The organism is Flavobacterium sp. (assembly GCF_036782315.1).
Classification (GTDB): Bacteria; Bacteroidota; Bacteroidia; order Flavobacteriales; family Flavobacteriaceae; genus Flavobacterium.
In genome coordinates this window covers 192,429-216,587 of record NZ_DAIPZK010000002.1, presented here as the reverse complement: position 1 = coordinate 216,587, position 24,159 = coordinate 192,429, and the positions used below count along the sequence as shown (strand labels likewise).

General features: G+C 31.9%; 23 protein-coding genes. 15 read left to right on the top strand and 8 right to left on the bottom strand.

The genetic code is table 11. From position 1 onward, the window contains the following. Nucleotides 1-36: 36 nt before the first annotated feature. From V7P59_RS02820 to htpG, 6 genes are all read right to left on the bottom strand, one after another. Nucleotides 37-855 carry a hypothetical protein gene (locus tag V7P59_RS02820; protein WP_333808605.1) on the bottom strand — a complete coding sequence of 273 codons (819 nt, stop codon included), beginning with the start codon at nt 853-855 and terminating at the stop codon, nt 37-39. A 139-nt stretch (nt 856-994) separates the two neighbouring features. Next, a complete protein-coding gene (locus tag V7P59_RS02815; protein WP_333808603.1) occupies nt 995-1,402 on the bottom strand; it encodes a DUF2721 domain-containing protein in 408 nt (135 codons plus the stop codon). A gap of 6 nt (nt 1,403-1,408) precedes the next feature. Further along, nucleotides 1,409-1,846 (bottom strand): SRPBCC domain-containing protein, encoded by a 438-nt coding sequence (locus tag V7P59_RS02810; RefSeq protein ID WP_333808601.1) that lies wholly within the window; start codon nt 1,844-1,846, stop codon nt 1,409-1,411. Nucleotides 1,847-1,857: 11 nt separating this feature from the next. Then, the gene (locus V7P59_RS02805) at nt 1,858-2,265 is read right to left on the bottom strand and encodes a VOC family protein (protein ID WP_333808599.1); all 408 of its coding nucleotides are present in this window, start codon (nt 2,263-2,265) and stop codon (nt 1,858-1,860) included. Nucleotides 2,266-2,269: 4 nt separating this feature from the next. Next, nucleotides 2,270-2,836, bottom strand: a complete 567-nt coding sequence (locus V7P59_RS02800) for a YdeI/OmpD-associated family protein (RefSeq protein WP_333808597.1) — start codon at nt 2,834-2,836, stop codon at nt 2,270-2,272. An 88-nt stretch (nt 2,837-2,924) separates the two neighbouring features. After that, on the bottom strand, nt 2,925-4,808 hold the full coding sequence (htpG, locus tag V7P59_RS02795) for a molecular chaperone HtpG (RefSeq protein WP_333808595.1): 1,884 nt from the start codon (nt 4,806-4,808) through the stop codon (nt 2,925-2,927). Nucleotides 4,809-4,975: 167 nt separating this feature from the next. Here htpG and V7P59_RS02790 point away from each other — a divergent pair, with 167 nt between their 5' ends. Genes V7P59_RS02790 through V7P59_RS02775 form a run of 4 tightly spaced genes read left to right on the top strand, consistent with a single transcriptional unit; the run spans nt 4,976 to nt 7,570 of the window. Continuing rightward, nucleotides 4,976-5,443 (top strand): lipocalin family protein, encoded by a 468-nt coding sequence (locus V7P59_RS02790; protein WP_333808593.1) that lies wholly within the window; start codon nt 4,976-4,978, stop codon nt 5,441-5,443. A gap of 11 nt (nt 5,444-5,454) precedes the next feature. Beyond that, nucleotides 5,455-6,171 carry an OmpA family protein gene (locus V7P59_RS02785; protein ID WP_333808591.1) on the top strand — a complete coding sequence of 239 codons (717 nt, stop codon included), beginning with the start codon at nt 5,455-5,457 and terminating at the stop codon, nt 6,169-6,171. A gap of 56 nt (nt 6,172-6,227) precedes the next feature. Continuing rightward, nucleotides 6,228-7,148, top strand: coding sequence for an ABC transporter ATP-binding protein (locus V7P59_RS02780; RefSeq protein WP_333808589.1), 921 nt, complete (start codon nt 6,228-6,230; stop codon nt 7,146-7,148). A gap of 41 nt (nt 7,149-7,189) precedes the next feature. Then, on the top strand, nt 7,190-7,570 hold the full coding sequence (locus V7P59_RS02775; protein ID WP_333808586.1) for an endonuclease domain-containing protein: 381 nt from the start codon (nt 7,190-7,192) through the stop codon (nt 7,568-7,570). A 100-nt stretch (nt 7,571-7,670) separates the two neighbouring features. Here the strand turns inward: V7P59_RS02775 and V7P59_RS02770 are convergent, their stop codons facing one another. Next, on the bottom strand, nt 7,671-10,085 hold the full coding sequence (locus V7P59_RS02770) for a S9 family peptidase (RefSeq protein ID WP_333808585.1): 2,415 nt from the start codon (nt 10,083-10,085) through the stop codon (nt 7,671-7,673). 131 nt (nt 10,086-10,216) lie between these two features. On the opposite strand from V7P59_RS02770, the gene V7P59_RS02765 reads away from it, so the two are divergent. The 3 genes from V7P59_RS02765 (at nt 10,217) to V7P59_RS02755 (ending at nt 12,112) form a co-directional block, all read left to right on the top strand. Further along, nucleotides 10,217-10,549 (top strand): YegP family protein, encoded by a 333-nt coding sequence (locus tag V7P59_RS02765; protein WP_333808583.1) that lies wholly within the window; start codon nt 10,217-10,219, stop codon nt 10,547-10,549. Nucleotides 10,550-10,658: 109 nt separating this feature from the next. Next, the gene (locus V7P59_RS02760) at nt 10,659-11,666 is read left to right on the top strand and encodes a 3-oxoacyl-ACP synthase III family protein (protein ID WP_333808581.1); all 1,008 of its coding nucleotides are present in this window, start codon (nt 10,659-10,661) and stop codon (nt 11,664-11,666) included. Then, entirely contained in the window at nt 11,666-12,112 is a 447-nt protein-coding gene (locus tag V7P59_RS02755; RefSeq protein WP_333808579.1) for a DinB family protein, read from the top strand. The genes V7P59_RS02760 and V7P59_RS02755 overlap by 1 nt, the downstream gene beginning before the upstream one ends. Nucleotides 12,113-12,184: 72 nt before the next feature. Here the strand turns inward: V7P59_RS02755 and V7P59_RS02750 are convergent, their stop codons facing one another. After that, nucleotides 12,185-14,599 (bottom strand): TonB-dependent receptor domain-containing protein, encoded by a 2,415-nt coding sequence (locus V7P59_RS02750; protein WP_333808577.1) that lies wholly within the window; start codon nt 14,597-14,599, stop codon nt 12,185-12,187. A gap of 179 nt (nt 14,600-14,778) precedes the next feature. Between V7P59_RS02750 and argS the strand changes: the two genes are divergently transcribed. The 8 genes from argS to V7P59_RS02710 all read left to right on the top strand — a co-directional run bounded on the left by argS (nt 14,779) and on the right by V7P59_RS02710 (nt 24,069). Continuing rightward, entirely contained in the window at nt 14,779-16,563 is a 1,785-nt protein-coding gene (gene argS / locus V7P59_RS02745) for an arginine--tRNA ligase (RefSeq protein WP_333808576.1), read from the top strand. Nucleotides 16,564-16,653: 90 nt separating this feature from the next. Further along, nucleotides 16,654-18,105 carry a hypothetical protein gene (locus tag V7P59_RS02740; RefSeq protein WP_333808574.1) on the top strand — a complete coding sequence of 484 codons (1,452 nt, stop codon included), beginning with the start codon at nt 16,654-16,656 and terminating at the stop codon, nt 18,103-18,105. Beyond that, nucleotides 18,095-19,519 (top strand): GDSL-type esterase/lipase family protein, encoded by a 1,425-nt coding sequence (locus tag V7P59_RS02735; RefSeq protein ID WP_333808572.1) that lies wholly within the window; start codon nt 18,095-18,097, stop codon nt 19,517-19,519. Before V7P59_RS02740 ends, V7P59_RS02735 begins: the two co-directional genes overlap by 11 nt. Beyond that, nucleotides 19,519-21,033 (top strand): MBOAT family O-acyltransferase, encoded by a 1,515-nt coding sequence (locus V7P59_RS02730; RefSeq protein WP_333808570.1) that lies wholly within the window; start codon nt 19,519-19,521, stop codon nt 21,031-21,033. The genes V7P59_RS02735 and V7P59_RS02730 overlap by 1 nt, the downstream gene beginning before the upstream one ends. Before the next feature lie 57 nt (nt 21,034-21,090). Continuing rightward, nucleotides 21,091-21,792, top strand: coding sequence for an acetolactate decarboxylase (locus tag V7P59_RS02725; RefSeq protein WP_333808567.1), 702 nt, complete (start codon nt 21,091-21,093; stop codon nt 21,790-21,792). Nucleotides 21,793-21,825: 33 nt separating this feature from the next. Further along, the gene (locus V7P59_RS02720; protein ID WP_333808566.1) at nt 21,826-22,029 is read left to right on the top strand and encodes a DUF6132 family protein; all 204 of its coding nucleotides are present in this window, start codon (nt 21,826-21,828) and stop codon (nt 22,027-22,029) included. 136 nt (nt 22,030-22,165) lie between these two features. Further along, nucleotides 22,166-22,408, top strand: coding sequence for a hypothetical protein (locus V7P59_RS02715; RefSeq protein ID WP_333808565.1), 243 nt, complete (start codon nt 22,166-22,168; stop codon nt 22,406-22,408). Nucleotides 22,409-22,470: 62 nt separating this feature from the next. After that, nucleotides 22,471-24,069 (top strand): hypothetical protein, encoded by a 1,599-nt coding sequence (locus tag V7P59_RS02710; RefSeq protein WP_333808564.1) that lies wholly within the window; start codon nt 22,471-22,473, stop codon nt 24,067-24,069. Nucleotides 24,070-24,159: the final 90 nt, after the last annotated feature.

Sequence of the window (24,159 nt, the reverse complement as noted above, 5' to 3'; positions counted from 1 at the left end):
AATCCCGCTCGTTTAATTTGGAGCGGGATTTAAATTTTATAGAGTGATATTATAAACTTGTCCGTTTGAATGGGTGTAGGTTGCTAAGTTATCGCAAGTATTATCGCCATAGTCTAAAATCCCATCAAGTACCTGACCTTGTAAGTTCAATTGACCTTGAGAAATATAACCACAAGCATATTTTTTGATTAGTGGAGTAACCACAGTAAGGGTTAATGTAGCTCCATTAGGTTTTACTATGGTATGATTTCCTGATGATATTTCGTAAATATTATCCAACAATGCCAATGTAGCAACACCTGCAATTTGTTTTACGGTTCTTGTACCATAATGATTATAAATCGTGCCGTCTAAAGCTGTTATTCTTCCATTTGTAATCGTTCTATTCCATTGTGGGATAGCAGCATTTGTTGTTGTATTTTCATATACTACAGTACCTTCAACTTTTACTCCATTGATATAGTAATTATTTCTTTCAATGGTCATGGTACTTCCATAATTCATTACATAGTTACTAACCGTTACAGTTAATATTCCAGAACGATTGACACCATTAATCATACAACCTGTTCCAAAATTAAGAGTAAATACTTTAGGAAAAACTCCAGGAGTTGTATTGTTAACGGTCACAGTTGGACAACTATTAATAATGTTAGTGTTTGGATTTCTATCCGAATAAACCGCATTATCACTAGTAACATCTACACCTGTTTTAAAATCTATTTCGTTAGAATAGTCAACCATTGCAGAAGCATTTACTAATTCTCTATCCATTGCCAAGTTTTCTTCTTTATTACAAGAAACAAAAGCAAGTTGGACACCTATGATTAAGCAACAAATTTTAAATAGTTTCATATGTTTAAATTTTATTTTTTAGGGTTAATATATGGTATCGCCTTTTTAATATTTGTATTTGCGTACGCAAACTTTTTATTAATGGCGATTTCATATTTATTTAAGTTTTGAATATTAGACTAAAGATAAACAAAATAGTTTAATCTTCCTCTTTACTTTCTTCAGATAAATCTTTTAAATGTACTCGAAGGGCATTTACTGAAATACTAATTTCCCAAAATGAAATTCCTAGAGAAATCAATAAACAAAGTAAACTTGCTCCAAATAAATAGATACCTAAATTTTCTTTATTGACATAAAGTAGCAACATGGCAAAAACAGATAAGAACAAACACATTACTCCAAAAAGTTGCATGTAACGAATTAATGTTAATCGTAAATTCAAATTTTTAATTTCTAAAAGAATGCTTTTGTTATGATTATCGTCGTAGTTTTTCTTTAGGTTTCGGATGATTTGAGCAATTGTTAAAAATCGGTTTGTATAAGCCAATAGTATTAACGAAGTTGCTGAGAATAATAAAGCGGGAGTTTCAATAGATAATGTCATGAGATTTTAATTTTCAGCAATTTCTTTTATGGTTGCCAATCCTTTTGGAAAAGATTCTAAAAAGAAGTTCGCATATTCATCTACAATGTCTAATGTTACTACTACTTTTGAAGTTTCTCCATTTGAAATTATAGTGTAATTTTCTTGCGCACCTGTCCATGATTTAGAAGCCTCATCAAGAGGTTGTTCTTCAAAATCTTTGATGTTTCCAATGTGAGTAAAAAACATTTTTTCATTTGGTACTAAAGTGGAAATTTCGCTGTACATTCCATTTCCGTTTGGATCTAAAAAGTGAATGCGTTCCCCTTCTTTCCATGTAGATTTTGCATATGAACCTTCGCAAAAAGCGGAAGTCCATTTTTTATAATTTTCTTCTTCCCACATGACGTTCCAAACTTTATCAGCTGGAGCGTTTATCTCGATTTCGAATATTAGATTTTTCATAATTTCTTGGTTTAATACTCAAAGTTACGAATACTTTTTGAAGCTAATGCAATAACATGCCCATCAAAGTCGGCAAGATAACCTACGTAATCGCCCCAATCTCTCAAGGTAATAGGGCTAATTTCTGTTGCGCCAGCTTGTTTGACTTCTTCAAAAATAGATTCAATATTTTCAACTTGGAGATACAATTCGCATCTTGGAATTCCGTTTCCGGAAGTTGGATGAGGTAATACTGGTGATATGATTTTTGCAATTCCGTCATTTGGCATTAACCCAATTTTTACAAATTCGTTAAGAGTAAATTCCGTCATACCGGGAACATCTAAACTAGGCTTTTGTTGAAAAAGGATTTGATAAAAGTCACGGCTTTTTTCTTGATTAGAAACGCAGAGAATGAATTCAAAATGATTTATTAGCATGAGATTATCTTGATTTTAAATTTTTTTCGCACAAAGAAATAATCTCCCTAATTCTGCTTTGTCTAGTTTCTAATCTTTTGGCTTGATTAAGCCAATATAAATAACTTTTTCTATATGTTTTACTGAAATTAGTATAATTTTCAAATGCAATTTTATTTTTGTTGAATTCAATTTGTAAGTCTTCAGGTATTTCTAAACTTTCAACTGCATCTAAACTTTCCCAAGAACCATTTTGTTTTGCAATTTCAATTTTTCTCAATCCACTTTCGTGCATTAATCCGTTTTCCAGTAATTCAATAATATAGTCCTTATTAACTTTACTCCAAACGCTTTTGTCTTTTCTTGGAGTAAACATTTGTTTTCTTCTTTCATCATCTAATTTACGAACAGTTGAATCAATCCAACCATAACAAATAGCAACTTTTACAGCTTCTTCCCAACGCATGCTTTCCATTTCGCTATTTACTTTGTAGAAAATTAATTCAACACCAGAATGTGTTTCATGATTTTCATGCAACCAATTGCGCCATTCAATATGATTTTTAAAATATAGTAGAGGTTTGTCTTTCATATTATCAAATATAATAAATCCTGACAAGTTTCAAAAACCTGTCAGGATTTATAATAGATTCTGAAATAAGTTCAGAATGACAATTGGATTATTTCAACGTTTCAAAACTTCTCTTCACAAAAGCTGTTAACTCTTCTCCTTTTAATAAACCTTGAGAAAGTTTCGCTAAATCTAAAGCTTGTTTTACTAAGTCTTTTTGTGCGTCTTCTGAGCTGTTTAAAATTGTAGTCGCTAATTCTGAATTTGTATTCACTACTAAATTGTACATATCAGGGAAGTTGCCCATGCCAAACATTCCGCCACCGCTAGTCGCACTCATTTCTTTCATTCTACGCATGAATTCTGGTTGGGTAATAATGAATGGTGCTGCATTGCTGTCTAAATTTTCTAATTGCACGGTATAGTTTTCTTTTGGAACCACCGTTTCAATAGACGTTTTTAGTTTTTCTTTTTCTTCATCTGATAATTTAGAAATCGTTTCTTCTTCTTTCTGAATTAATTTATCGATATGATCGGCATCTACACGAGCAAAAGTTAAATTCTCATTATCCGCTTCTAATTTTTGAATCAAATGCGAAACAATAGGCGAATCTAACAATAAAACTTGGTAGCCTTTTTCTTTAGCAATATCAATGTAACTATGTTGTGCGTCTTTATTTGATGCATAAAGCACCACTAATTTTCCGTTTTTGTCGGTTTGATTTGGTGCAATAGCTTCTTTTAATTCTGCTAGCGTGTAATATTTGTCATCTGTTGTTGGATATAAAACGAAATCGCCTGCTTTTTCATAGAATTTTGGTTCTGAAAGCATACCATATTCCAATACCACTTTGATGTCGTTCCATTTTTGTTGAAAATCTTCACGGTTTTCGTTGAATAACGATTTTAATTTATCCGCTACTTTACGAGTAATGTAATTTGAAATCTTCTTTACATTACCATCGGCTTGTAAGTACGAACGCGATACGTTTAATGGAATATCTGGCGAATCCACCACACCTTTTAACATCATCAAGAATTCAGGAACAATTCCTTCTACATTATCAGTTACGAAAACTTGATTTTGGTACAATTGGATTTTATCTTTCTGAATTTGTAAATCCGCAGATAATTTTGGGAAATATAAAATTCCAGTTAAGTTGAACGGATAATCTACATTCAAATGGATGTTGAATAATGGTTCGTCAAATTGCATTGGATACAATTCACGATAGAAATTTTTATAATCTTCATCCGATAAATCACTTGGTTGTTTTGTCCAAGCCGGATTTGGATTGTTAATGATGTTATCTACGTCAATGTATTCTGTTTTGTAATCTTCTGGAGCATCTTCTGGTTTTGGAAGCGCTTCTTTTTTGGTTCCGAATTTAATCGGAATTGGCATGAATTTGTTGTATTTGGTCAACAATTCACGGATTTTGAACTCTTCTAAAAACTCTACAGAATCATCTGCAATATGTAAGATAATTTCGGTTCCTCTTTCGGTTTTGTCATGAGGAACTAAAGTAAATTCTGGACTACCATCACATGTCCAATATGCTGCTGGTTCGTCTTTGTATGATTTGGTGATGATTTCCACTTTAGAGGCTACCATAAACGCCGAGTAAAATCCTAATCCAAAGTGACCAATTACTCCTGAATCTTTGGCAGAATCTTTATATTTTTCTAAGAATTCTTCTGCTCCAGAGAACGCGATTTGGTTGATGTATTTTTCAACTTCATCGGCTGTCATTCCTAAACCTTGGTCGATAATATGCAGTTTTTTTCCTTCTTTATCGATTTTAACTTCTATTTTAGGATTTCCATACTCAACTTTTGCCTCACCAATGCTGGTTAAATGTTTTAATTTTAAAGTAGCGTCTGTTGCATTCGATACTAATTCACGCAAGAAAATTTCGTGATCGCTGTACAAGAATTTTTTAATTAAGGGAAAGATGTTTTCTACTGAAACATTAATTTTTCCTGATGCCATATTTTAAAATTTTTTAGTTAAACTATTGTTGTTATTTCCCTTTCAAATTAAATACCAAAATGAGTTGAGTGACAAATTGTCGGATATAAGAATTGGGTTTTAATTAACATTTTCCCAATCAAGAAGTGGTATCTTTGTAAGTATAATCATCTATAAAACAATTTGTTATGAAAAAAATAGTTATTGTTAGTTTGTTTTTTTTGATGTTATGTTGTAAATCCAATCCCTCTACAAAATTAGACAACAAGACAGAAGTAGGTTTAAAAGGAAATTGGGAATTGACTTCCGTTTCTTATCCAACTTCTTCATACATTAAAATTAATTCTTTTGGTATTGCCGATTCCCAGTGTTTTGAAAAAAGTACTTGGCGTTTTGTTTCAAATAATAACAAAGGGGAAATGGCTTTAAATAAGGTTGGCTGTTCAACGTTTTCGAGCGCTATTACTTGGTATGTTAATCAAGAAGGAAATTTGGTTTTAAAGTTTATTGGTGCTGATGCAAAAGCTAAATCAGTGAAAGAAGGTTATGTGTTAAAAGTAGCAAATTTGACTTCTAATACATTTCAATTGTTAGACACTGTTGAGGTTGCTGGTAAGCAAACTACTTTAGTTTATCAGTTTAATAGGTTAAATTAAAAATGAAAATTATGAAAAAATATATTGTTTTAAGTTGGGTAGTAATAATAGTTTTTACCTCAACATTGGTAAGTTGTCAAGCAACAAAAAATGCGAATAATACTCAAAAAGGAGCTGTGATTGGTGCTGGTTCTGGTGCCATTATTGGAGGTATTTTAGGAAATAATTTAGGTAAAGGTGGCAATACAGCTTTAGGAGCAGTAATCGGTGGAGTTGTTGGTGGAACGGTTGGGGGCCTAATAGGTAACAAAATGGATAAACAAGCGCGCGAAATTGAAACAGCACTTCCTGGAACTCAAGTGCAAAGAGTAGGTGAAGGGATTCATTTGGTGTTAGGAGAAAATTCTGTAAATTTTGAATTCAATAAAGCTACATTAACAACAACTGCAAAACAAAATCTAGATAAATTAGTACCCGTTTTTAAAGATTATGCAGATACTGATATTAAAATATATGGTTATACAGATAGTAAAGGTTCAGAAGATTATAATTTAGAGTTGTCATCAAGAAGAGCAGCTGCTGTTAAATCCTATCTTTCAGGAAGAGGTTTGATGGCCTCTCGATTTTCTGTAGTGGGTATGGGTGAGGCGGAACCTATAGAATCAAATGATACGGAAGAAGGTAGACGATTAAATCGAAGAGTTGAGTTTGCTATTGTGGCTAATCAGAAAATGATTAATGATGCTAAAAAAGAATCAGGCAATTATGAGAATATGTTTGAAATATAATGAAGCTGCTCATTTGGGCAGCTTTTTTATTTGTAATTTTGAAAAAAAAATTTGTCATGTTGTCAGTTAATGCTATTTCCTTTTCATACCTTAAACAACCAGTTGTTAAAAAGGTTTCATTTTCTTTAACTAAAGGAAAAAATTTAGCATTAATTGGTGAAAGTGGTTGCGGTAAAAGCACTTTGCTAAAGCTTATTTATGGCTTATATGATTTAGATGAAGGTCAAATTTATTGGAATGACATTGAGGTTTTAGGTCCGAAATTTAATTTGATCCCAGGAATGACTTTTATGAAATATTTGGCTCAGGATTTCGATTTAATGCCTTTCATCACAGTTGCAGAGAACGTAGGAAAACATCTCTCTAATTTCTATCCCGAAGAGAAAAAAAGAAGAATAGCAGAATTGCTTGAAATCGTAGAAATGACAGATTATGCCAATGTGAAAGCTAAGTTTTTAAGTGGTGGCCAAATGCAACGTGTGGCTTTAGCCCGAGTTTTAGCTTTAGAACCAGAAGTTTTATTATTAGACGAACCTTTTAGTCACATTGATAATTTTAGAAAAAACACTTTGAGAAGAAAGCTTTTTGGTTATTTAAAACAGCAAAAAATTACATGTATAGTGGCTACTCACGATAGTACTGATGTTTTAGCTTTTGCTGATGAAGTAGCAATTATCAAAGATGGAAAAATTATAGAAAGAGGTATTCCAAACTATATTTACGATAATCCAAAAGATAAATATATAGCTTCACTTTTTGGTGATGTCAACGAAATTGAAATCAAGGGTGAACCTAAATTTGTTTATCCGCATGAATTAAAAGTTGTATTGAATTCTGATTTGAAAGTTGAAATTATGAATTCTTATTTCAGAGGAAGTCATTACTTGATAGAAGCCAAATTTGGAAATCAAATTTTGTTTTTTGAAAATGATGTGTTATTGGAGAATGGAGAAATGGTTTATTTGAAAAAAGTGTAACATCCCCCTAACCCCCTTCAAAGGGGGGATTATAATAAGTTATGAAAGAAATTAAGAGAAATAAAATCATTCCATACAATCCAAAATTAAAAGAATTAGCTAGGGAATTAAGAAAAAATAGTACAACAGCTGAAATTGTATTTTGGAAAATGGTGAAGGGTAAATCTCTAGGTGTAGAATTTCATAGACAAGTTCCAATGTTAAATTATATTGTGGATTTTTATTGTCATGAAATTGGATTAGCAATTGAATTAGATGGAACTATTCATGATAATTCTTTTTTGGAGGATACAAAACGACAAGGAGAATTAGAAGAACAAGGAGTTGTTTTTTTAAGGTTTACAAATGATGAAGTATTTAACTATAGTAATCACGTCTTAAGCGAGTTATCTGCGAAAATTAAAGAACTGAATTGTGATTAGTAGACTAAGTTCCCCCTTCGAAGGGGGCTAGGGGGATGTAAAAAAAAGACCTTCAAACAATCGTTCAAAGGTCTATCTTCTTTATTATATATTCTTTTTACTAATTCTTCAAATATTTCTCTAGGAACTGATCTTGTTCCCATAGTAAATGTAAAATATTTTCTTTAGCTACATAGCCATGGCTTTCTTTAGGTAAAATTACTAATCTTGCAGGCCCACCTAATCCTTTTAACGCTTGGAAGTAGCGCTCTGATTGCAATGTAAAAGTCCCGGGATTGTTATCGGCTTCACCATGAACTAATAGTAATGGGGTTTTCATTTTTTCTGCATTCATAAAAGGCGACATTGTATTATAAACTTCTGGTACATCCCAGTAATTACGTTGCTCGCTTTGAAATCCAAATGGGGTTAAGGTTCTGTTATAAGCACCACTTCTAGCAATTCCACAAGCAAATAAATTAGAGTGGGTTAATAAGTTTGCCGTCATAAAAGCACCATAAGAATGACCTCCAATTGCTACTTTTTTACGGTTAATGTAACCTAATTTATCCACAGCATTAATAGCAGCTTCAGCATTAGCAACTAATTGTGGAATAAAAGTGTCGTTCGGCTCTGTAGTTCCTTCTCCAATAATTGGGAAAGCAGCATCATCTAAAACAGCATACCCTTTAGTTACCCAATAAATAAAAGACCCGTAGCTAGGGAAAGTAAATTCATTTGGATTTTTGTCACTTTGTCCTGCCGAATTTTTGTCTTTGTATTCTGCTGGATATGCCCAAATTAATAATGGTAATTTCTCTTTTTTAGTTTTGTCATATCCTACTGGTAAATATAAAGTCCCAGAAAGTTCAACTCCATCATTTCTTTTGTATTTGATAACTTCTTTATGAACGTTTTTAATACTTTCAAATGGATTCTTGAAAGTTGTAATTGGGGTTAATTTGTTTTTTGATTTGATGTTTCTAAAGTAGTAATTTGGATATTCATTTTTAGATTGAATCATCACTAAAACTTCCCCTTTTTTGAAATCTTCAATTGACATTAAATCTTCTTTTTTGTCTTTCATATTCGAGGTATACAAACGTGTTTTTTTCAAGGTGTTGAAATCAAACTCATCAATAAAAGGAAATTGTCCTTCTTTTGTGTGTCCAGCACCCATTAAATACCCTTTGTTGTTTTCAATTGCAATGACATATCTTCCGAATGTATTCTTCTTCATTTCGAAATTTCCGGGATCAGAATAAATGTCTTGCGAATTTCTATCTTCAATAATTTTTGGAGCAACTGATAAATTTGAAGGGTTAAATAAATACGCTTTTGTGTTTCTGGTATCATACCAAGAATCCGCTACAATCGCAATATTATCATTTGCCCACATAATTCCTGCATAACGTTGTTGTGTTTTAATTAAGCTGGTTGGATTTGATGTAAAAGGTGCTTCCCATAAGAAAACTTCATCTCTAAAATCTACTTTTACCGCTTGATCACCACCATCTAATGCTTCTACAAAATATAAAGTAGCGGGTTTGTCTGCTCTCCATCCCATGCTTCTTTTTCCTTTTCTTACAGATGAAAAACCTTTTGGCATGATTTCCGTTAACGGCACTTCATTTACTACTTTAATTTCTTTTCCATTTACATCATAAACTGTAGTTTTTTGAGGGAAACGACTCATGGGTACAATGTAAGAATACGGTTTTTGGATTGTTGTAACCATTAAATAGTTGCCATCTGGAGAGAAACTTTCTCCCGCATAAATGTCAGCCGTTTTAAATAAAGTTGTATTTCCAGCAAGATTAACTTTATATAATTCTGAAGTTACTAATACATCAAAATTAGCTTCATCTGTTTTGTTTTTTAACAAATCTTGAAAAGTTCTGTTTTGAGATTTTGAGCCATCACTAGTTGATACTGTTGGACCTTTAGGAACATCTTTGTTACTATCGATTAAAGCAGGTCGATTTTTTGGTAACATTTTTACCAATAAAGTTTCATTGTCCTTCATCCAATTAAAAGGGCTTCCTAAATTTGCATTTAAATTATCAGAAGTTAGTTTTTTAGCACTTGCTGTTACTACATCAATTACCCAAAGTTCAACGCCTTGGTTTGTTGTGTTAGTAAAAGCGATTTTCTTTTCGTTTGGCGACCACGCAATGTTGGTAATTCTGGCATTTGCGGGTAATCCACTAACTTGAATTTCGTTTTTTTCTTTGATTTTTCTAATCTTCAAATTGTTAATGTAAGTAACTGTGCTTGAAATATTGGTAACAGGATTAATGCGTAATCCGCCTAATTTCATTTCGGTTTGATTCAAATCGTCTAATGTTTTGTAAGTGTTTCGATAACTTAAAAGCATGTACTCTTTTTTCGTATCCATACTTACAGATGGTGCTCTTTCGTAATCCGCTAGTGCAAGGATTTCTGGTGAAGGTTTTTGATACGTAACATTTTCTTGTGCTGAAGTACTGAAAAAAGTACCTAAGAACACAACAACTGATAGCAGTCTTAATTTCATGATGGTTAGTTTGAATATTTTGCCTAAAATTAAATTTTTAGATGGTATAATTTTTTAATTATATGTTAATTTTTTTTGTAACTTTATGTGCCCTCTTATAAATAATTTCTTAATATTTAAAATTAGAGTTCATGGGAAAATTTGTAATTACAACCAGAAAAAATGGAGAATTTCAATTTAGCTTAAAAGCAAGTAATGGTCAAGAAATCTTAGGTAGTGAAGGTTATACTACAAAAGCAGCTTGTTTAAATGGAATTGAATCGGTAAAGAAAAACTCTCAAATCGAAGCACGTTTTGATAAGTTAGAGGCTAAAAATGGAAAACCATATTTTAATCTAAAAGCTACAAATGGTCAAATTATTGGAACTAGCGAAATGTATGAAAGTACAACTGCTAGAGATAATGGAATTGCTTCTGTAATGAAGAATGCTCCAGATGCAACCGTTGATGATCAGACAAATTAATAGTAGAAATGTTATCAAGTCCAACTTGTTTTAGGTTGGACTTTTTTATGTCTAATAGAGACAATTAAAATTAGTATTTTTGCTTTAACAAAATGTAAATTCGAAATATATGTACCACTCAAAAATATCAGGATTAGGTTATTATGTGCCCAATAATATTGTAACCAATGACGACTTATCAAAAATAATGGAAACCAATGACGAATGGATTCAAGAACGAACAGGAATTCAAGAACGTCGCCATGTAATCCGAGGGGAAGATACGACTACTACAATGGGTGTTAAAGCCGCTAAAATTGCCATTGAGCGTTCAGGACTTGCTAAAGAAGACATCGATTTTGTTATTTTCGCTACGTTGAGTCCCGATTATTATTTTCCAGGACCAGGTGTTTTAGTACAACGCGATTTAGGTTTAAGAACCGTTGGTGCTTTAGATGTTCGTAATCAATGTTCGGGATTTGTGTATGCAATTTCAATTGCTGATCAATACATCAAAACGGGAATGTATAAAAATGTTTTAGTTATAGGTTCAGAATTGCATTCTACTGGTTTAGATATGACTACTCGAGGTAGAGGTGTTTCGGTAATTTTTGGTGATGGAGCAGGAGCAGCAGTGCTTTCAAGAGAAGAAGATTTATCTAAAGGAATTTTATCAACGCATTTGCATTCGGAAGGACAACATGCAGAGGAGTTGTCTTTAATTGCTCCAGGAATGGGAAAACGTTGGGTAACCGATATCATTGCAGATAATGATCCAAATGATGAAAGTTATTTTCCTTATATGAACGGACAATTTGTGTTTAAAAATGCAGTAGTTCGTTTTAGCGAAGTTATTAACGAAGGTTTACAAGCGAATAATTTACAAGTTTCAGATATTAATCTACTAGTGCCTCATCAGGCGAATTTGAGAATTTCGCAATTCATTCAACAAAAATTCCGTTTAAAAGATGACCAAGTATTTAATAACATTCAAAAATATGGTAATACCACGGCGGCATCAATTCCAATTGCATTAACAGAAGCTTGGGAACAAGGTAAAATTAAATCGGGAGATTTAGTGGTTTTAGCTGCTTTTGGTTCTGGATTTACTTGGGGAAGCGCAATAATTAGATGGTAATGAGAACATTTTATTTAGATAAATTCCAATATAATTTGGATAAAAATCAACAGATGATTCAATATTTAGTTGAGCATCAAAAGGAATTAAATGAAAAGATACATATTTTAGTTTCTCATATTTTAAATGCACATGAAATTTGGAATACACGTATTTTAAAAGTTCCTACTCAGTTTGGAGTTTGGCAATTGCAAAATTGGGAGCAAATGATGAACATTGATAAAAATAATCATGAAGTTTCTGTTTCAATATTAGAATCTAAAGAGTTAGATGTAATTGTGGATTATGTAACATCTACAGGTGAAAATTATTCAAATTCAATTCAAGATTTATTGTTTCACGTTATTAATCATTCCAATTATCATAGAGCGCAAATTAATTCAGAATTAAAGAGTTTAGGATTAAAACCTTTGATAACAGATTATGTTTTTTACAAAAGAAAATAAAAAAAGCGCTCTGAAAATCTAAGAGCGCTTTTTTATAGTTTTTAAATTTCTTTTTATGAAGGTTAATTGGGTCTAGAACATTCCGCCACCGCCTTGTGTTTCATTTGCATCTCTTTGTTTTCTTGCTAAAGCTCTGTTTTTTCCACCACCAAACATGTAGTTGAATCCTACATAGAATGTTTGACTTTCCCAATAAAATGCTCCATGTTGTCTGTATGGAATATTTCCATCAAATGCAAAACGCATGTTTTCAAATACATCGTTGTAACGAGCTGTTATAGTTCCTTTACCTTTTAAGATGTTATAAGTTGCTCCAAAATCCATTTTATACATGGGTTTTCTGTCGTATTGTAAACCTTTATCTATTCCTCTATACATTCCAAATAATTGAAAACGTAAATCTTTAGTTGCGGTAAAAGTGTTATTAATTCTTGTGTTAAAAGTAACAACATCTACTTCGGCATTTTCTAACGCATTTGTGTTTGCATTTTGTACGGTTCCTTTTGCAGTTTTAAAATATGCATCAGAACTAGCATTAACCGCCCACCATTTGGTGAATTTTAAATTTGCTGAAGCTTCAATTCCAAATGCGTCATTGTTTGCAAAATTGGCGTATGATAAAATATTACGATTTGGATTGTTTGGATCATTGAAAACCGTTCTAGAAATTTCATCAGAAATACTTCTGTAGAATATTCCACTTGTAATAGAACCAATTTTTGTAGTTCTTGTGTAATTTACTTCAAACGAATTGGTAAATTGTGGAACTAAACCTGGATTTCCTCTTGATTCAACTAATGGTGTTGTCCATTCTCTAATTGGGCTAATTTGTCCAATACTTGGTCGGTCAACACGTCTTGAATAATTGAAATTAAATGAATTTTTATCGTTAGCTGTATAAGTTAAAAATGCTGATGGATAAGCTGTAAACAAGTCGTCTGAAATTTTTTGTGCATCATTAAAACTTGGATTTGTTTCATTTATTGCAAAATCGGCATCTAAGTTGAAATATTCCAAACGAACACCAACTTGACCACTCCATTTTCCAATTTGTTTTCCTAAATTGGCATAAGCAGAATATATATTTCTTCCAAATTCAAACGAATTATTTGCACTAGTAAAGCTTGGATTAATATCATTAAAACGATTACCTGAATTTTGAATTCTCGTTTCAACACCCAATTCTAATTTAGAGCTTTCTGTTAAAGGATTGATGTAATCGGCATTAAATTGAAAATAATCGGTAGTTCCATTAACTATGTTAGTTCTGTCATAATTTACAGTAGGATTATACACCGTTTCGTCATAAGTGGTGTTCTCATCATTTACTGTATGAGAATAGTTTAATTGAAGTTCTAAATTCTCTCCTTTCTTTTCAAAATCATGTTTAAAAACCATATCGTAGGTTTGGTTTTTATTATTACTTCGACTATTAAAAAGCTGATTGGTGTTTCTGTTTGAAACTGGGTCATCATATATTACAACCGTTGCTCCATCGCCACTACCATAAGTGAAACTTTGATTAGTGTAAGCCGATAACGTGTTTTTGTCATTGATGTAATAATCCATTCCAAATTTTAATAAATGAGAACTGTTTTTATTACTAAAATTAAAATCTTGACGATTCTCTTGATTCGTTCTTTCGCTATCTATAAACCCATGATTAGCATTTATTCCGTGATTAAAACCATAATTGGAATAAAAATTCACTTTCCCCACACGGTAATTCATGTTTAAAGCGGAATTTGTTTTTGGTGTAATTCCAAAAGTTACGCCCGTATTTAATGAACCATTAAAACCATCTTGAGAATTTTTATGTAAAATAATGTTGATGATTCCGCTCATTCCCTCTGGATTGTATTTAGCCGATGGATTGGTAATCAACTCAATTTGCTTAATTGAAGCCGAAGGAATTTGTTGTAATAATTGCTCTACAGAAACATTTGAAGGTTTTCCGTCGATAAGCACACGTACATTACTGTTACCTCTCATACTAATTTCTTTTGTTTGAGGATCAATGCTAACTGTGGGAATGTTATTCATAATCTCAGAAGCAGTAGTTCCTGAAGCAATTAAATCTTTTCCTACGTTGATTACTTTTCTGTCGATTTTTTGCACCATGTTTGAACGTTCTGCTACCACTTCAACATCTTTTAATTCTGCAACATCTTCTGAAATAGTTATTATTCCTAAGTTTTGGTTAGCATCTGTAGTTAAATCAATATTTTTAACTACTGTAGTAAAGCCAATATATTGAATTTCAACTGTAAATTTTTGTAGGGCTAATTTATTGATAGTGAAATTTCCGTCTTCTGATGTTACAGCTCCAGTAATTATCTTTCCATTGTCTTTTATTGTAATGTTAACATAAGGCAATGCTTCATTAGTTTTCTTGTCAATTACCTTTCCTTTAATGCTTCCTGAATTTTGTGCAAAACCAAAAGACATAGCACACAAAAAACAGGTAATAATTAGTTTTAATTTCATTTGTTTGTTTTTATTAAAATGATTGATGATTGTGTTTAGTAGACTTCAACATTTGTTAAATGTTACAGCATTTTTGTGTTTTTTATTTTTTTTAACATTTGAAGGCGATTTCTGAAATTTTATTTCATCATCCTATTGTCAAAATTCTTACCTTTGCACGTTCAAAAAAATAAGGTAAAATGACATTACATCACACATTAACAAAACACATCCAAAAAGCAGTTGAAGAATTGTTCAATATTTCTATTGAAAAAGTTGAATTTCAAGCTACTAGGAAAGAGTTTGAAGGTGATATTACTATGGTTGTTTTTCCTTTAGTGAAAACCTTAAAAGGTAATCCTGTTGAAATTGGAAACCAGATAGGAAATTACTTAGTTGCTAACGCAAGTGAAGTGGCTAAGTTTAATGTGGTAGGTGGATTTTTAAATATCGTAATTTCGGATGCTTTTTATATAGAATTTTTCAATTCGATTAAAAACAACGAAACATTTGGTTTTGTAGCTCCAAAAGAAGGAGAAAAAGCGGTTATGGTAGAATATTCTTCACCAAATACTAATAAACCGTTGCACTTAGGTCATATTCGAAATAATTTATTAGGATATTCAGTTGCTGAAATTATTAAAGCTTCTGGAAAAAAAGTATACAAAACCCAAATCATCAACGATAGAGGAATTCATATTTGTAAATCGATGTTAGCGTGGCAAAAGTTCGGAAACGGACAAACGCCAGAAACATCAGGATTGAAAGGAGATAAATTGGTTGGGAATTTCTATGTTGAATTCGACAAACAATATAAAAAAGAAATTTCTGAATTAATTGCTCAAGGTAAAACTGAAGATGAAGCAAAAAAACTAGCTCCTTCTATTTTAGAAGCACAAGAAATGTTGCGTAAATGGGAAGCTGGTGATGAACAAGTGGTAGCATTATGGAAAACCATGAATCAGTGGGTTTATGATGGTTTTGAACAAACCTACAAAAATCTTGGCGTTGATTTTGATAGCTATTATTATGAATCCAACACGTATTTACTTGGAAAAGAAGTAGTACAATTTGGTTTAGAAAAAGGCATTTTCGAGAAAGACCCAGATGGTTCGGTTTGGATTGATTTAACTGCGGATGGTTTAGATAGAAAAATCGTACTTCGTTCTGATGGTACAGCGGTTTATATGACGCAAGATATTGGAACCGCCATCCAACGTGTTAAAGATTTTCCAGATGTTGGAGGAATGGTTTACACCGTAGGAAATGAGCAAGATTATCATTTCAAAGTATTGTTTCTAATCTTGAAAAAGTTAGGATTTGATTGGGCGGATAGCTTATATCATTTATCGTATGGAATGGTAGAATTACCTTCTGGAAAAATGAAATCGCGTGAAGGAACCGTTGTAGATGCGGATGATTTAATGGCAGAAATGACAACAACCGCTCAAACTATATCTGAAGAACTAGGAAAATTAGACGGATATAATGATGATGAAAAAGCGAAATTGTATCAAGTTATTGGTTTAGGCGCATTGAAATATTATATGTTAAAGGTAGATCCAAAAAAACAAATGATGTTTAACCCAGAAGAATCAGTTGATTTTAATGGAAATACGGGGCCGTTTATTCAGTATACTTATGCACGTATTCAATCTATTTTAAGAAAAGCAGATTTTGATATTGAAAATGTTGTCACTTCAAGCGAAGTCGAGATACATGAAAAAGAGAAAGAATTAATCAAGCAAATACAATTATTCCCTGAAGTTCTTCAAAATGCGGCACAAAATCATAGTCCAGCTTTGATTGCGAATTATACGTATGATTTGGTAAAAGAATTCAATTCGTTTTATCAACAAGTTTCTATTTTGGGAGAAGAAAATCAAGATAAAAAAGTATTTAGAGTACAATTGTCAAAATCTGTTGGGAATACAATTAAAAATGCATTTCAATTATTAGGAATTGAAGTTCCAGAAAGAATGTAAGCGAGTACGAGTTTAAAGTTACGAGTTAGAACTTATTCTTGATTTTTGTCCCGAAGCTTCGGGATTGTACTTGAAATTGAAATTTAATAAATGAATACATCAAAATATTTTTTTCAAACTTTAATTGTGGTAATCGTTTCTGGATTGTCTTTTTTAGCATTCAAAACGTTTTTACCAAAGAAACTACTTTCCCAAGATACGCTTAGTTCTAAAAATGTAGTGGTTGATAGTTTGCTTTTAGAGGCTATTGCAGAAGATGAAGGCGTAACGTCTGAAGATTCTATGGCAAAAACCATTATTGATTACAAAGTAGTTAATGGGATTCAATTTCCACCAGAAACCTTTGAAGAATATACGGGAAATCAATATTTAGCAACTTTTTTTGAAAAGTTGTTTCAATTAGAAACCAAAAAAGAAGGTAATGTTCGCATTGCTTACTTTGGAGATTCCATGACCGATGGCGATTTAATTGTAAAAGATTTTAGAACGTATTTGCAAGAAAAATTTGGTGGGCAAGGAGTAGGATTTGTTAATATTACATCAGAATCAGCAAGTTCAAGAAGTTCTATTACACATGAATTTTCGGGAAATTGGAAAACCCAATCGTATTTAAAAGTAAAACATCCATCAAAGCCTTTTGGTGTTAACGGACATGTGTTTTTTGCTAATGATACCGCTAATGTGGCGTGGGTAAAATATAAAGCTAATAATACAAAATTTGCTACTGAATTGCCTCAACCAACCTTATTTTACGGAAGTTCTAAAAATAAGAATGGTAAAATTAAATACACTATTGGAACGGATACGATTTCAAAAAAGTTAGCGCCAAATTCAGTAGTTAACACTTTATTACTTTCTGAGAGTAATTTAAAAAGCTTGAAAGTTAATTTCAAAAAAGCCGATTCAATTCCAATTTACGGATTCAATTTTGATGATGGAAAAGGCGTTCATGTAGATAATTTTTCGAATAGAGGAAATTCAGGTTTGCCTATTGGTAGTTTTGATGTTGCAACAATGCGTGGTTTTCATGCAAAGTTAGATTATGATTTAATCGTGTTGCAATATGGAGCTAATGTTTTAAATTATGGTTCATTGAACTATGGTTGGTACGAAAAACGAATGGAAAAAGTGGTAGCTCATTTAAAAGAATGTTTTCCAGGTGTGGCAATTTTAATTGTTTCTACGGCAGATAAATCTACCAAGTATGATATGGAAATGAAAACAGATTCTGCTGTTGTACCATTAAATACGGCTCAAAAGCGTTATGCCATTAAATCCCAATCTGGATTTGTAAATATGTTTACTTTAATGGGAGGCGATGGTTCGATGATTCAGTGGGTAGAGCAAGAACCAGCTCGAGCCAATAAAGATTATACCCATTTTAATCATAGAGGTGCAAAGCAAGCTGCTAATTTGATTTTTACCCAGTTAAATCAAGGCTATGAGATGTATAAAGAATTGAGAAAAAAGCGTAAAAAACCTGCTGTTCCCATTAAAAAAGATAGTATAATCACCAATAAAGATTCAGTATATGAAGAATAAAATTTTGATGTTTTTATTGGGATTTTCTTTTTTTGGATTTGCTCAAGATACGTTGTTAGTACCAATGGATTCGTTATATGTCGATCTTCCAGTTAATGATTCTATCGAAGTTACTTTCACAGGAAATGATATTCATAACCCTAATGCACTTTTGTCATTTTATGAAAAAATGTACCAATTAGAGCAAAGTAAATTGGGTAAGATAAATATTGTGCATATTGGCGATTCGCATATTCAAGCGGATTTGTTCACAGCAAAAATTCGTGCTCAGTTTCAAAAAGTTTATGGTAATGGAGGATTTGGTTTTACGTTCCCGTATAGTGTAGCAAAAACAAATAACAGTTCACCAATTCGTTATTCAGCCTCTGGCAATTTTCAAAGTTTTAGAAATTTATATGCCGATGCTAATAGACCCGTTGGTTTGAGTGGTTTTTCTATGGAAACCAATTCAAAAGATTTTGCGATTCAATTGAACGTGAAAGATGCTCAATATTATTTTACAAAATTAAAAGTAATTACACCGCAAAATGTCAATTTGTTTGATGTTTCGATTTCTAATAAAAGTATTGTTATTGAGAAAAAAGTTCCAAAAAAAATTACACATAAAGTAAAACCAGGTGAAGTTTTAGGAGGAATTGCTAACAAATATGATGTTTCTTTAAAAGCTCTTAAAAAAGCAAATGGATTAAAAAGTGATATCATTCGAGATGGAAAAGTTTTAACGATTCCAACCCATGGAACACAATCCAAAACCACAACAAAAACGGAATATGTTCCTATCGAATTACAACCTTCTTTGTTTTCAAACGATTATATTTCGGAAACTCCTTTAGATAAAATTGCTATAGTTCCGAATCAAGAAATTGATGATTTTGCTTTAAACGGATTGGTTTTAGAAAACGATAATTCGGGTGTTATTTATCATAGTATTGGGGTTAATGGTGCAAAAGCTTCAGATTACAATAAGTTCCGATTATTTAATGAACAGTTGCCAGCTTTAAATCCTGATTTAGTAATTATTTCTTTAGGAACTAATGAAAGTTTTGACAAACAATCGGGTGAACAATACTATGCTAGCTTGAGTCAAATGATTCAAGGAATTAAAGAAAAAAATCCGCAAACTTGTGTTTTAGTAATGACTTCGCCACCTTCGGTTTTACATCGAAAATATAAAAACACATTTATTGAAAAATACGCTGAAATTATAGAAGATAATGCGCATATTAAAAATTACGCGGTATGGAATCTTTTAGATGTTTTTGGTGGAAATAAATCCATTAGCCGAATTGCAGCTAAAGGCTATATGGCAAAAGATAAAGTGCATTATTCAAAAGCTGGATATGAAAAGCAAGGCGAATTGTTTTTTGATGCATTTTTACAATCATACGAATTATTTAAATCGGCAAAGCAGTAGTGAAAGCACTTTTTAGCATACAAAATTGGTTTTTTGAAAATGTAGGGAATATCGATTTAAAAACAATCGAAAATTGGTTTGTTTACAATCCAAAACAACCGTTATTATTCAATAGCGCTTTGTTTTTAGGTTTGTTTTTAATCTTTTACTTCATTTATATTTTATCTCGAAAAACACATTATTTCAGAATAACTTATGTAGTGTTGTTTTCATTGTTTTTCTATTATAAATCAAGTGGTGTTTATTTTTGGATTTTGATATTTTCATCGGTAGTAGATTATTCGCTTTCTCGATTAATTTATGTAGAAGCCCAACAATTCTATCGCAAGTTTTATCTGATTTTAAGTTTGGTGATTAACTTAGGAATGTTGGCTTACTTTAAATATACTAATTTCTTCATCGACAATTACAATTCCCTTTTTGATGGAAATATGAAGTTTGAAGATATTGTTCTTCCTGTTGGTATTTCTTTTTACACTTTCCAAACCTTAAGCTACACAATTGACGTTTACCGAAGAGAATTAGAACCCACGAAAAGCTTTATGGATTTCTTGTTCTTCGTGTCGTTTTTTCCGCAATTAGTAGCGGGTCCAATCGTTAGAGCAAGTGATTTCATTCCTCAGATTTATGAGAAATTAAAGTTGACGAAAGAAGATTTCAATCGTGCTTTATTTCTAATTATTGGTGGATTGCTAAAAAAAGCAGTTATCTCAGATTATATTTCATCTAATTTCGTTGATCGCGTTTTTGATGCCCCAAATAGTTATACTGCTTTTGAGAATTTAATGGCGTCTTATGGTTATGCCATTCAAATATATTGTGACTTCTCTGGATATTCTGATATAGCAATCGGATTGGCTTTATTAATGGGATTCTGGTTGCCTGATAACTTTAGAACGCCTTATCAATCTGGTTCTATTACCGAGTTTTGGAGAAGATGGCATATTTCACTTTCGAGTTGGTTACGAGACTACTTATACATTTCTTTAGGTGGAAACCGAAAAGGAAAAATCAGAACCTATTTCAACTTATTTATGACCATGTTGCTAGGAGGTTTATGGCACGGCGCTTCATGGAAATTTGTGGTTTGGGGCGTTTTACACGGATTGGCTTTAGTGGTTGAGAAATTCTTTGGTCAGTTTATTAAATTGCCTAAAAATGTTTTCGTAAGAACCATTCAAGTTATCTTGACTTTCCATTTTGTAGTATTTTGTTGGCTGTTTTTTAGAGCAAAAGACTTTGCAACGGCATTTCAAATTGCTGATAATGTAACCAAATTAACTTTCGATTTAAATCAATGGCAAACCATTATTTTAGGTTATAAAAATGTCTTTTTATTAATTGCAATTGGAGTAGTTTGGCATTTTATTCCAGTGAAAACTTTAGCTGGTATGCAAAAAACATTTTCAACTTTGCCGTTAGTTGCGAAAGCTGTATTGTTAGGGTTGATTTATTGGGTAGTGTATGCAACAGCTTCTGCCGATACGCAACCATTTATTTATTTTCAGTTTTAGTAACTTTTGTTACGCTTAGTAAAATCCAATTTACTAGTTTTGAAAAAAAAATAACTCATGAAGAAGTTTATTCTATTCGGACTTTTACCTTTATTATTCAGTTGTTCATCTGAAAAGTCAACCGTTTCAGAAGTGAAATGGTCGGGTGCGATGAAAAATGTAATGAAGAAAGGGGAGTTGTTCGGGACCATTCATTTAGATACAATTGCCAATAAAAAACACTTATACGGTTTAGGACCAATTGAGTATTTATCAGGAGAAATCACTGTTTTTGATGGCAAGAGTTATGTTTCAAGAGTGAATGCTGATTCGACTATGGTAGTATCTCAAACTTTTGATGTGAAAGCACCTTTTTTTGTGTATGCCAATGTTGAAAATTGGGCTTCGCTTGAAGTTCCGAAAAGTGTAGTGGATTTAATTTCTTTAGAAACCTTTTTAGCTTCATTACCCAATTCAGATGAAAAACCTTTTGCTTTTAAAATTGAAGCAGAAGTTGAAGAAACCGATATTCATGTAGTGAATTTGCCAAAGCATATCAAAACCGTTAGCAGTCATGATGAAGCACATCAAGGACAAGTAAACTATATTTTAAAAGATAGAAAAGCAAATTTAATCGGATTTTATTCAGCTCATCATCATGCGGTTTTTACACATCACGATACAAATTTGCATGTTCATTTAGTTGCTCAAGATGAAAAAGATATGGGACATGTAGAATCAGTTACATTCAAAAATCTAAAACTTTGGATTTCTAAGTAATTGTTGCTCATTCAAATAGATTTCGAAAATAAAATGGATAGGAAAATAATTATTATTACTTCAATAGGTGTTGTAATCGGATTAATTTCGGGTTATGCTTATTACCATTATGTTGGATGTGTTTCCGGAACTTGTTCTATTACGTCAAAACCCTTAAACAGTTCTCTTTATGGTGGTGTTTTAGGTGGATTGCTTTTTAATATGATTAGCGATTTCTTTAAAAAGAAACCATCTTAATTTCTTATGTAACAAATGTTACCAAATGTTTTTAAAGTTTGTATACATTTGTTAAATGAAATTTTTTGGTCACATAATATGTTTTTATTTATTGCTTTTGGTGGCTTTACCATCGGTTAGAGCAATAAAAATGCTAATGAGTGAAAATTGCGAGCAAACCTGTCATAAATCAGGTTCAGAATCTTCAGGTTGTGAGAAGGGAAAAATCATCATGAGCTTGAATTTTAGTCCCGTTCAATTTGTAGATGAATTGGATTTTAAACCAGAAATTACTTTTTCTGAATTTCAAATCGAAAAAGAACAATCAAACTACGAAAAAATCTTTATTTCTAAATACCAACATTCTATTTGGCATCCGCCTAATTTTTCCATTTCCTAACTAAGAAAAGTTGATTTTTACGTTTGTGTTTTTTGCACAGACTTAATTTATAATGGAATAAAATGAAAAATATACTAATCTTGTTTTTGTTGGCTTTTTTTCAGTCAACAACAGCACAAAACACCTTTGAATATGATGTGGTGTTAACACCTGTATCGGTAACGGGATTACCAGGGTTGCATTCCTATGCTTTTGCGCAACACAATGGGAAGTGGTTAATTATTGGCGGAAGAAAAGATGGTGTTCATGCGCGCCAACCTTTTAATGCCTTCCCAGATGCTCAAAATAATAAGGATATTTATGTAGTTGATATTGCTACACAGCAATCTTGGTCAGCTTCATTGAATTCGCTTCCAACAGGAATTAAAGAGCAATTGCAATCGACTAACATGAATTTTTATCAAGATGGGAATGCTTTGTTTATCATTGGAGGATACGCTTATTCAGCAACTACTGCTGATCATAAAACGTTCAATAATTTGACTTCGGTTGATGTGCCTAATTTAATTAATGCTATTATTGCTGGAACACCAATAACATCATATTTCAAGCAAATTTCAAATAATATTTTTGCGATTACAGGTGGACAGTTGGGTAAAATTGGGAATACATTTTATTTGGTGGGTGGACATCGTTTTGATGGTCGATACAATCCAATGAATAACCCTACCTTTACTCAAACCTATTCGAATGCCATCAGAAAATTCACTATTGATAATTCAGGAAGTAATTTAAGTTATGCAAATTATGAAGAAATCGTAGATGCGGTTCATTTGCATCGTCGCGATTATAATTTGTTGCCTCAAGTATTTCCTAATGGAGAATTAGGTTACACCATTTCGTCTGGAGTTTTTCAAATTGCGGTTGATTTACCATTTTTGTATCCGGTAGATATCAAAGCAAGCGGTTATTTTCCGCAAACGCAATTCAATCAATATTTGAGTAATTATCACAGCGGAAAAGCTTGTTTGTATGACGCTACTAATAACAGAATGCACAATTTGTTTTTTGGCGGTATGAGTCAGTATTTTTATCAAGCTGGAAATTTAATTCAAGATGCTACCGTTCCTTTTGTGAAAACTATCAGTAGAACTACTCGTTTTGCAGATGGAAGTTTACTTGAATATCAATTACCTATTGAAATGCCTAATTTAAAAGGAGCTGGAGCCGAATTTATCCCAAATGAAAATTTACCGCATTATTCAAATGAAGTAATTCAATTATCAAATATTACTGATAATGAATTTGTAATTGGACATTTGTTTGGTGGCATTCAGAGTTCGTCTCCTTCAGCTTTTACAGATAATCAAACCAATTTAACAAGTGCTGATCCTACGATTTACGAAGTGAAGTTGGTGAGGAATTCTATGTTAAGTTCTCCTCAAATAAATGGTAACAATCCATTTTCTTTTACGGTTTCGCCTAATCCAACATCTAACGATACTGTTCGTATAGAATTTGACATGCCTTATGCAGCTAAACTCAATTATATGCTTACAAGTTTAGACGGTAAGTTAGTAGAAGAAGGTGAAATTGAAGATGCTAAAATAGGTAAAAATGTTATGAGCTTTGATATTTCGCCTGTAAACTCAAAAATGGTAATCATTACTTTTATATTTGATGATAAATTTTATGTTTCTCAAAAAGTAATTAAAAAGTAATAAATGTTAATTTAATAAAAAATTAAGAGTGCTATTTCTAAAATTATATATATTTGTAATAGTACAATACAAACAAAAAAGAATAAATAA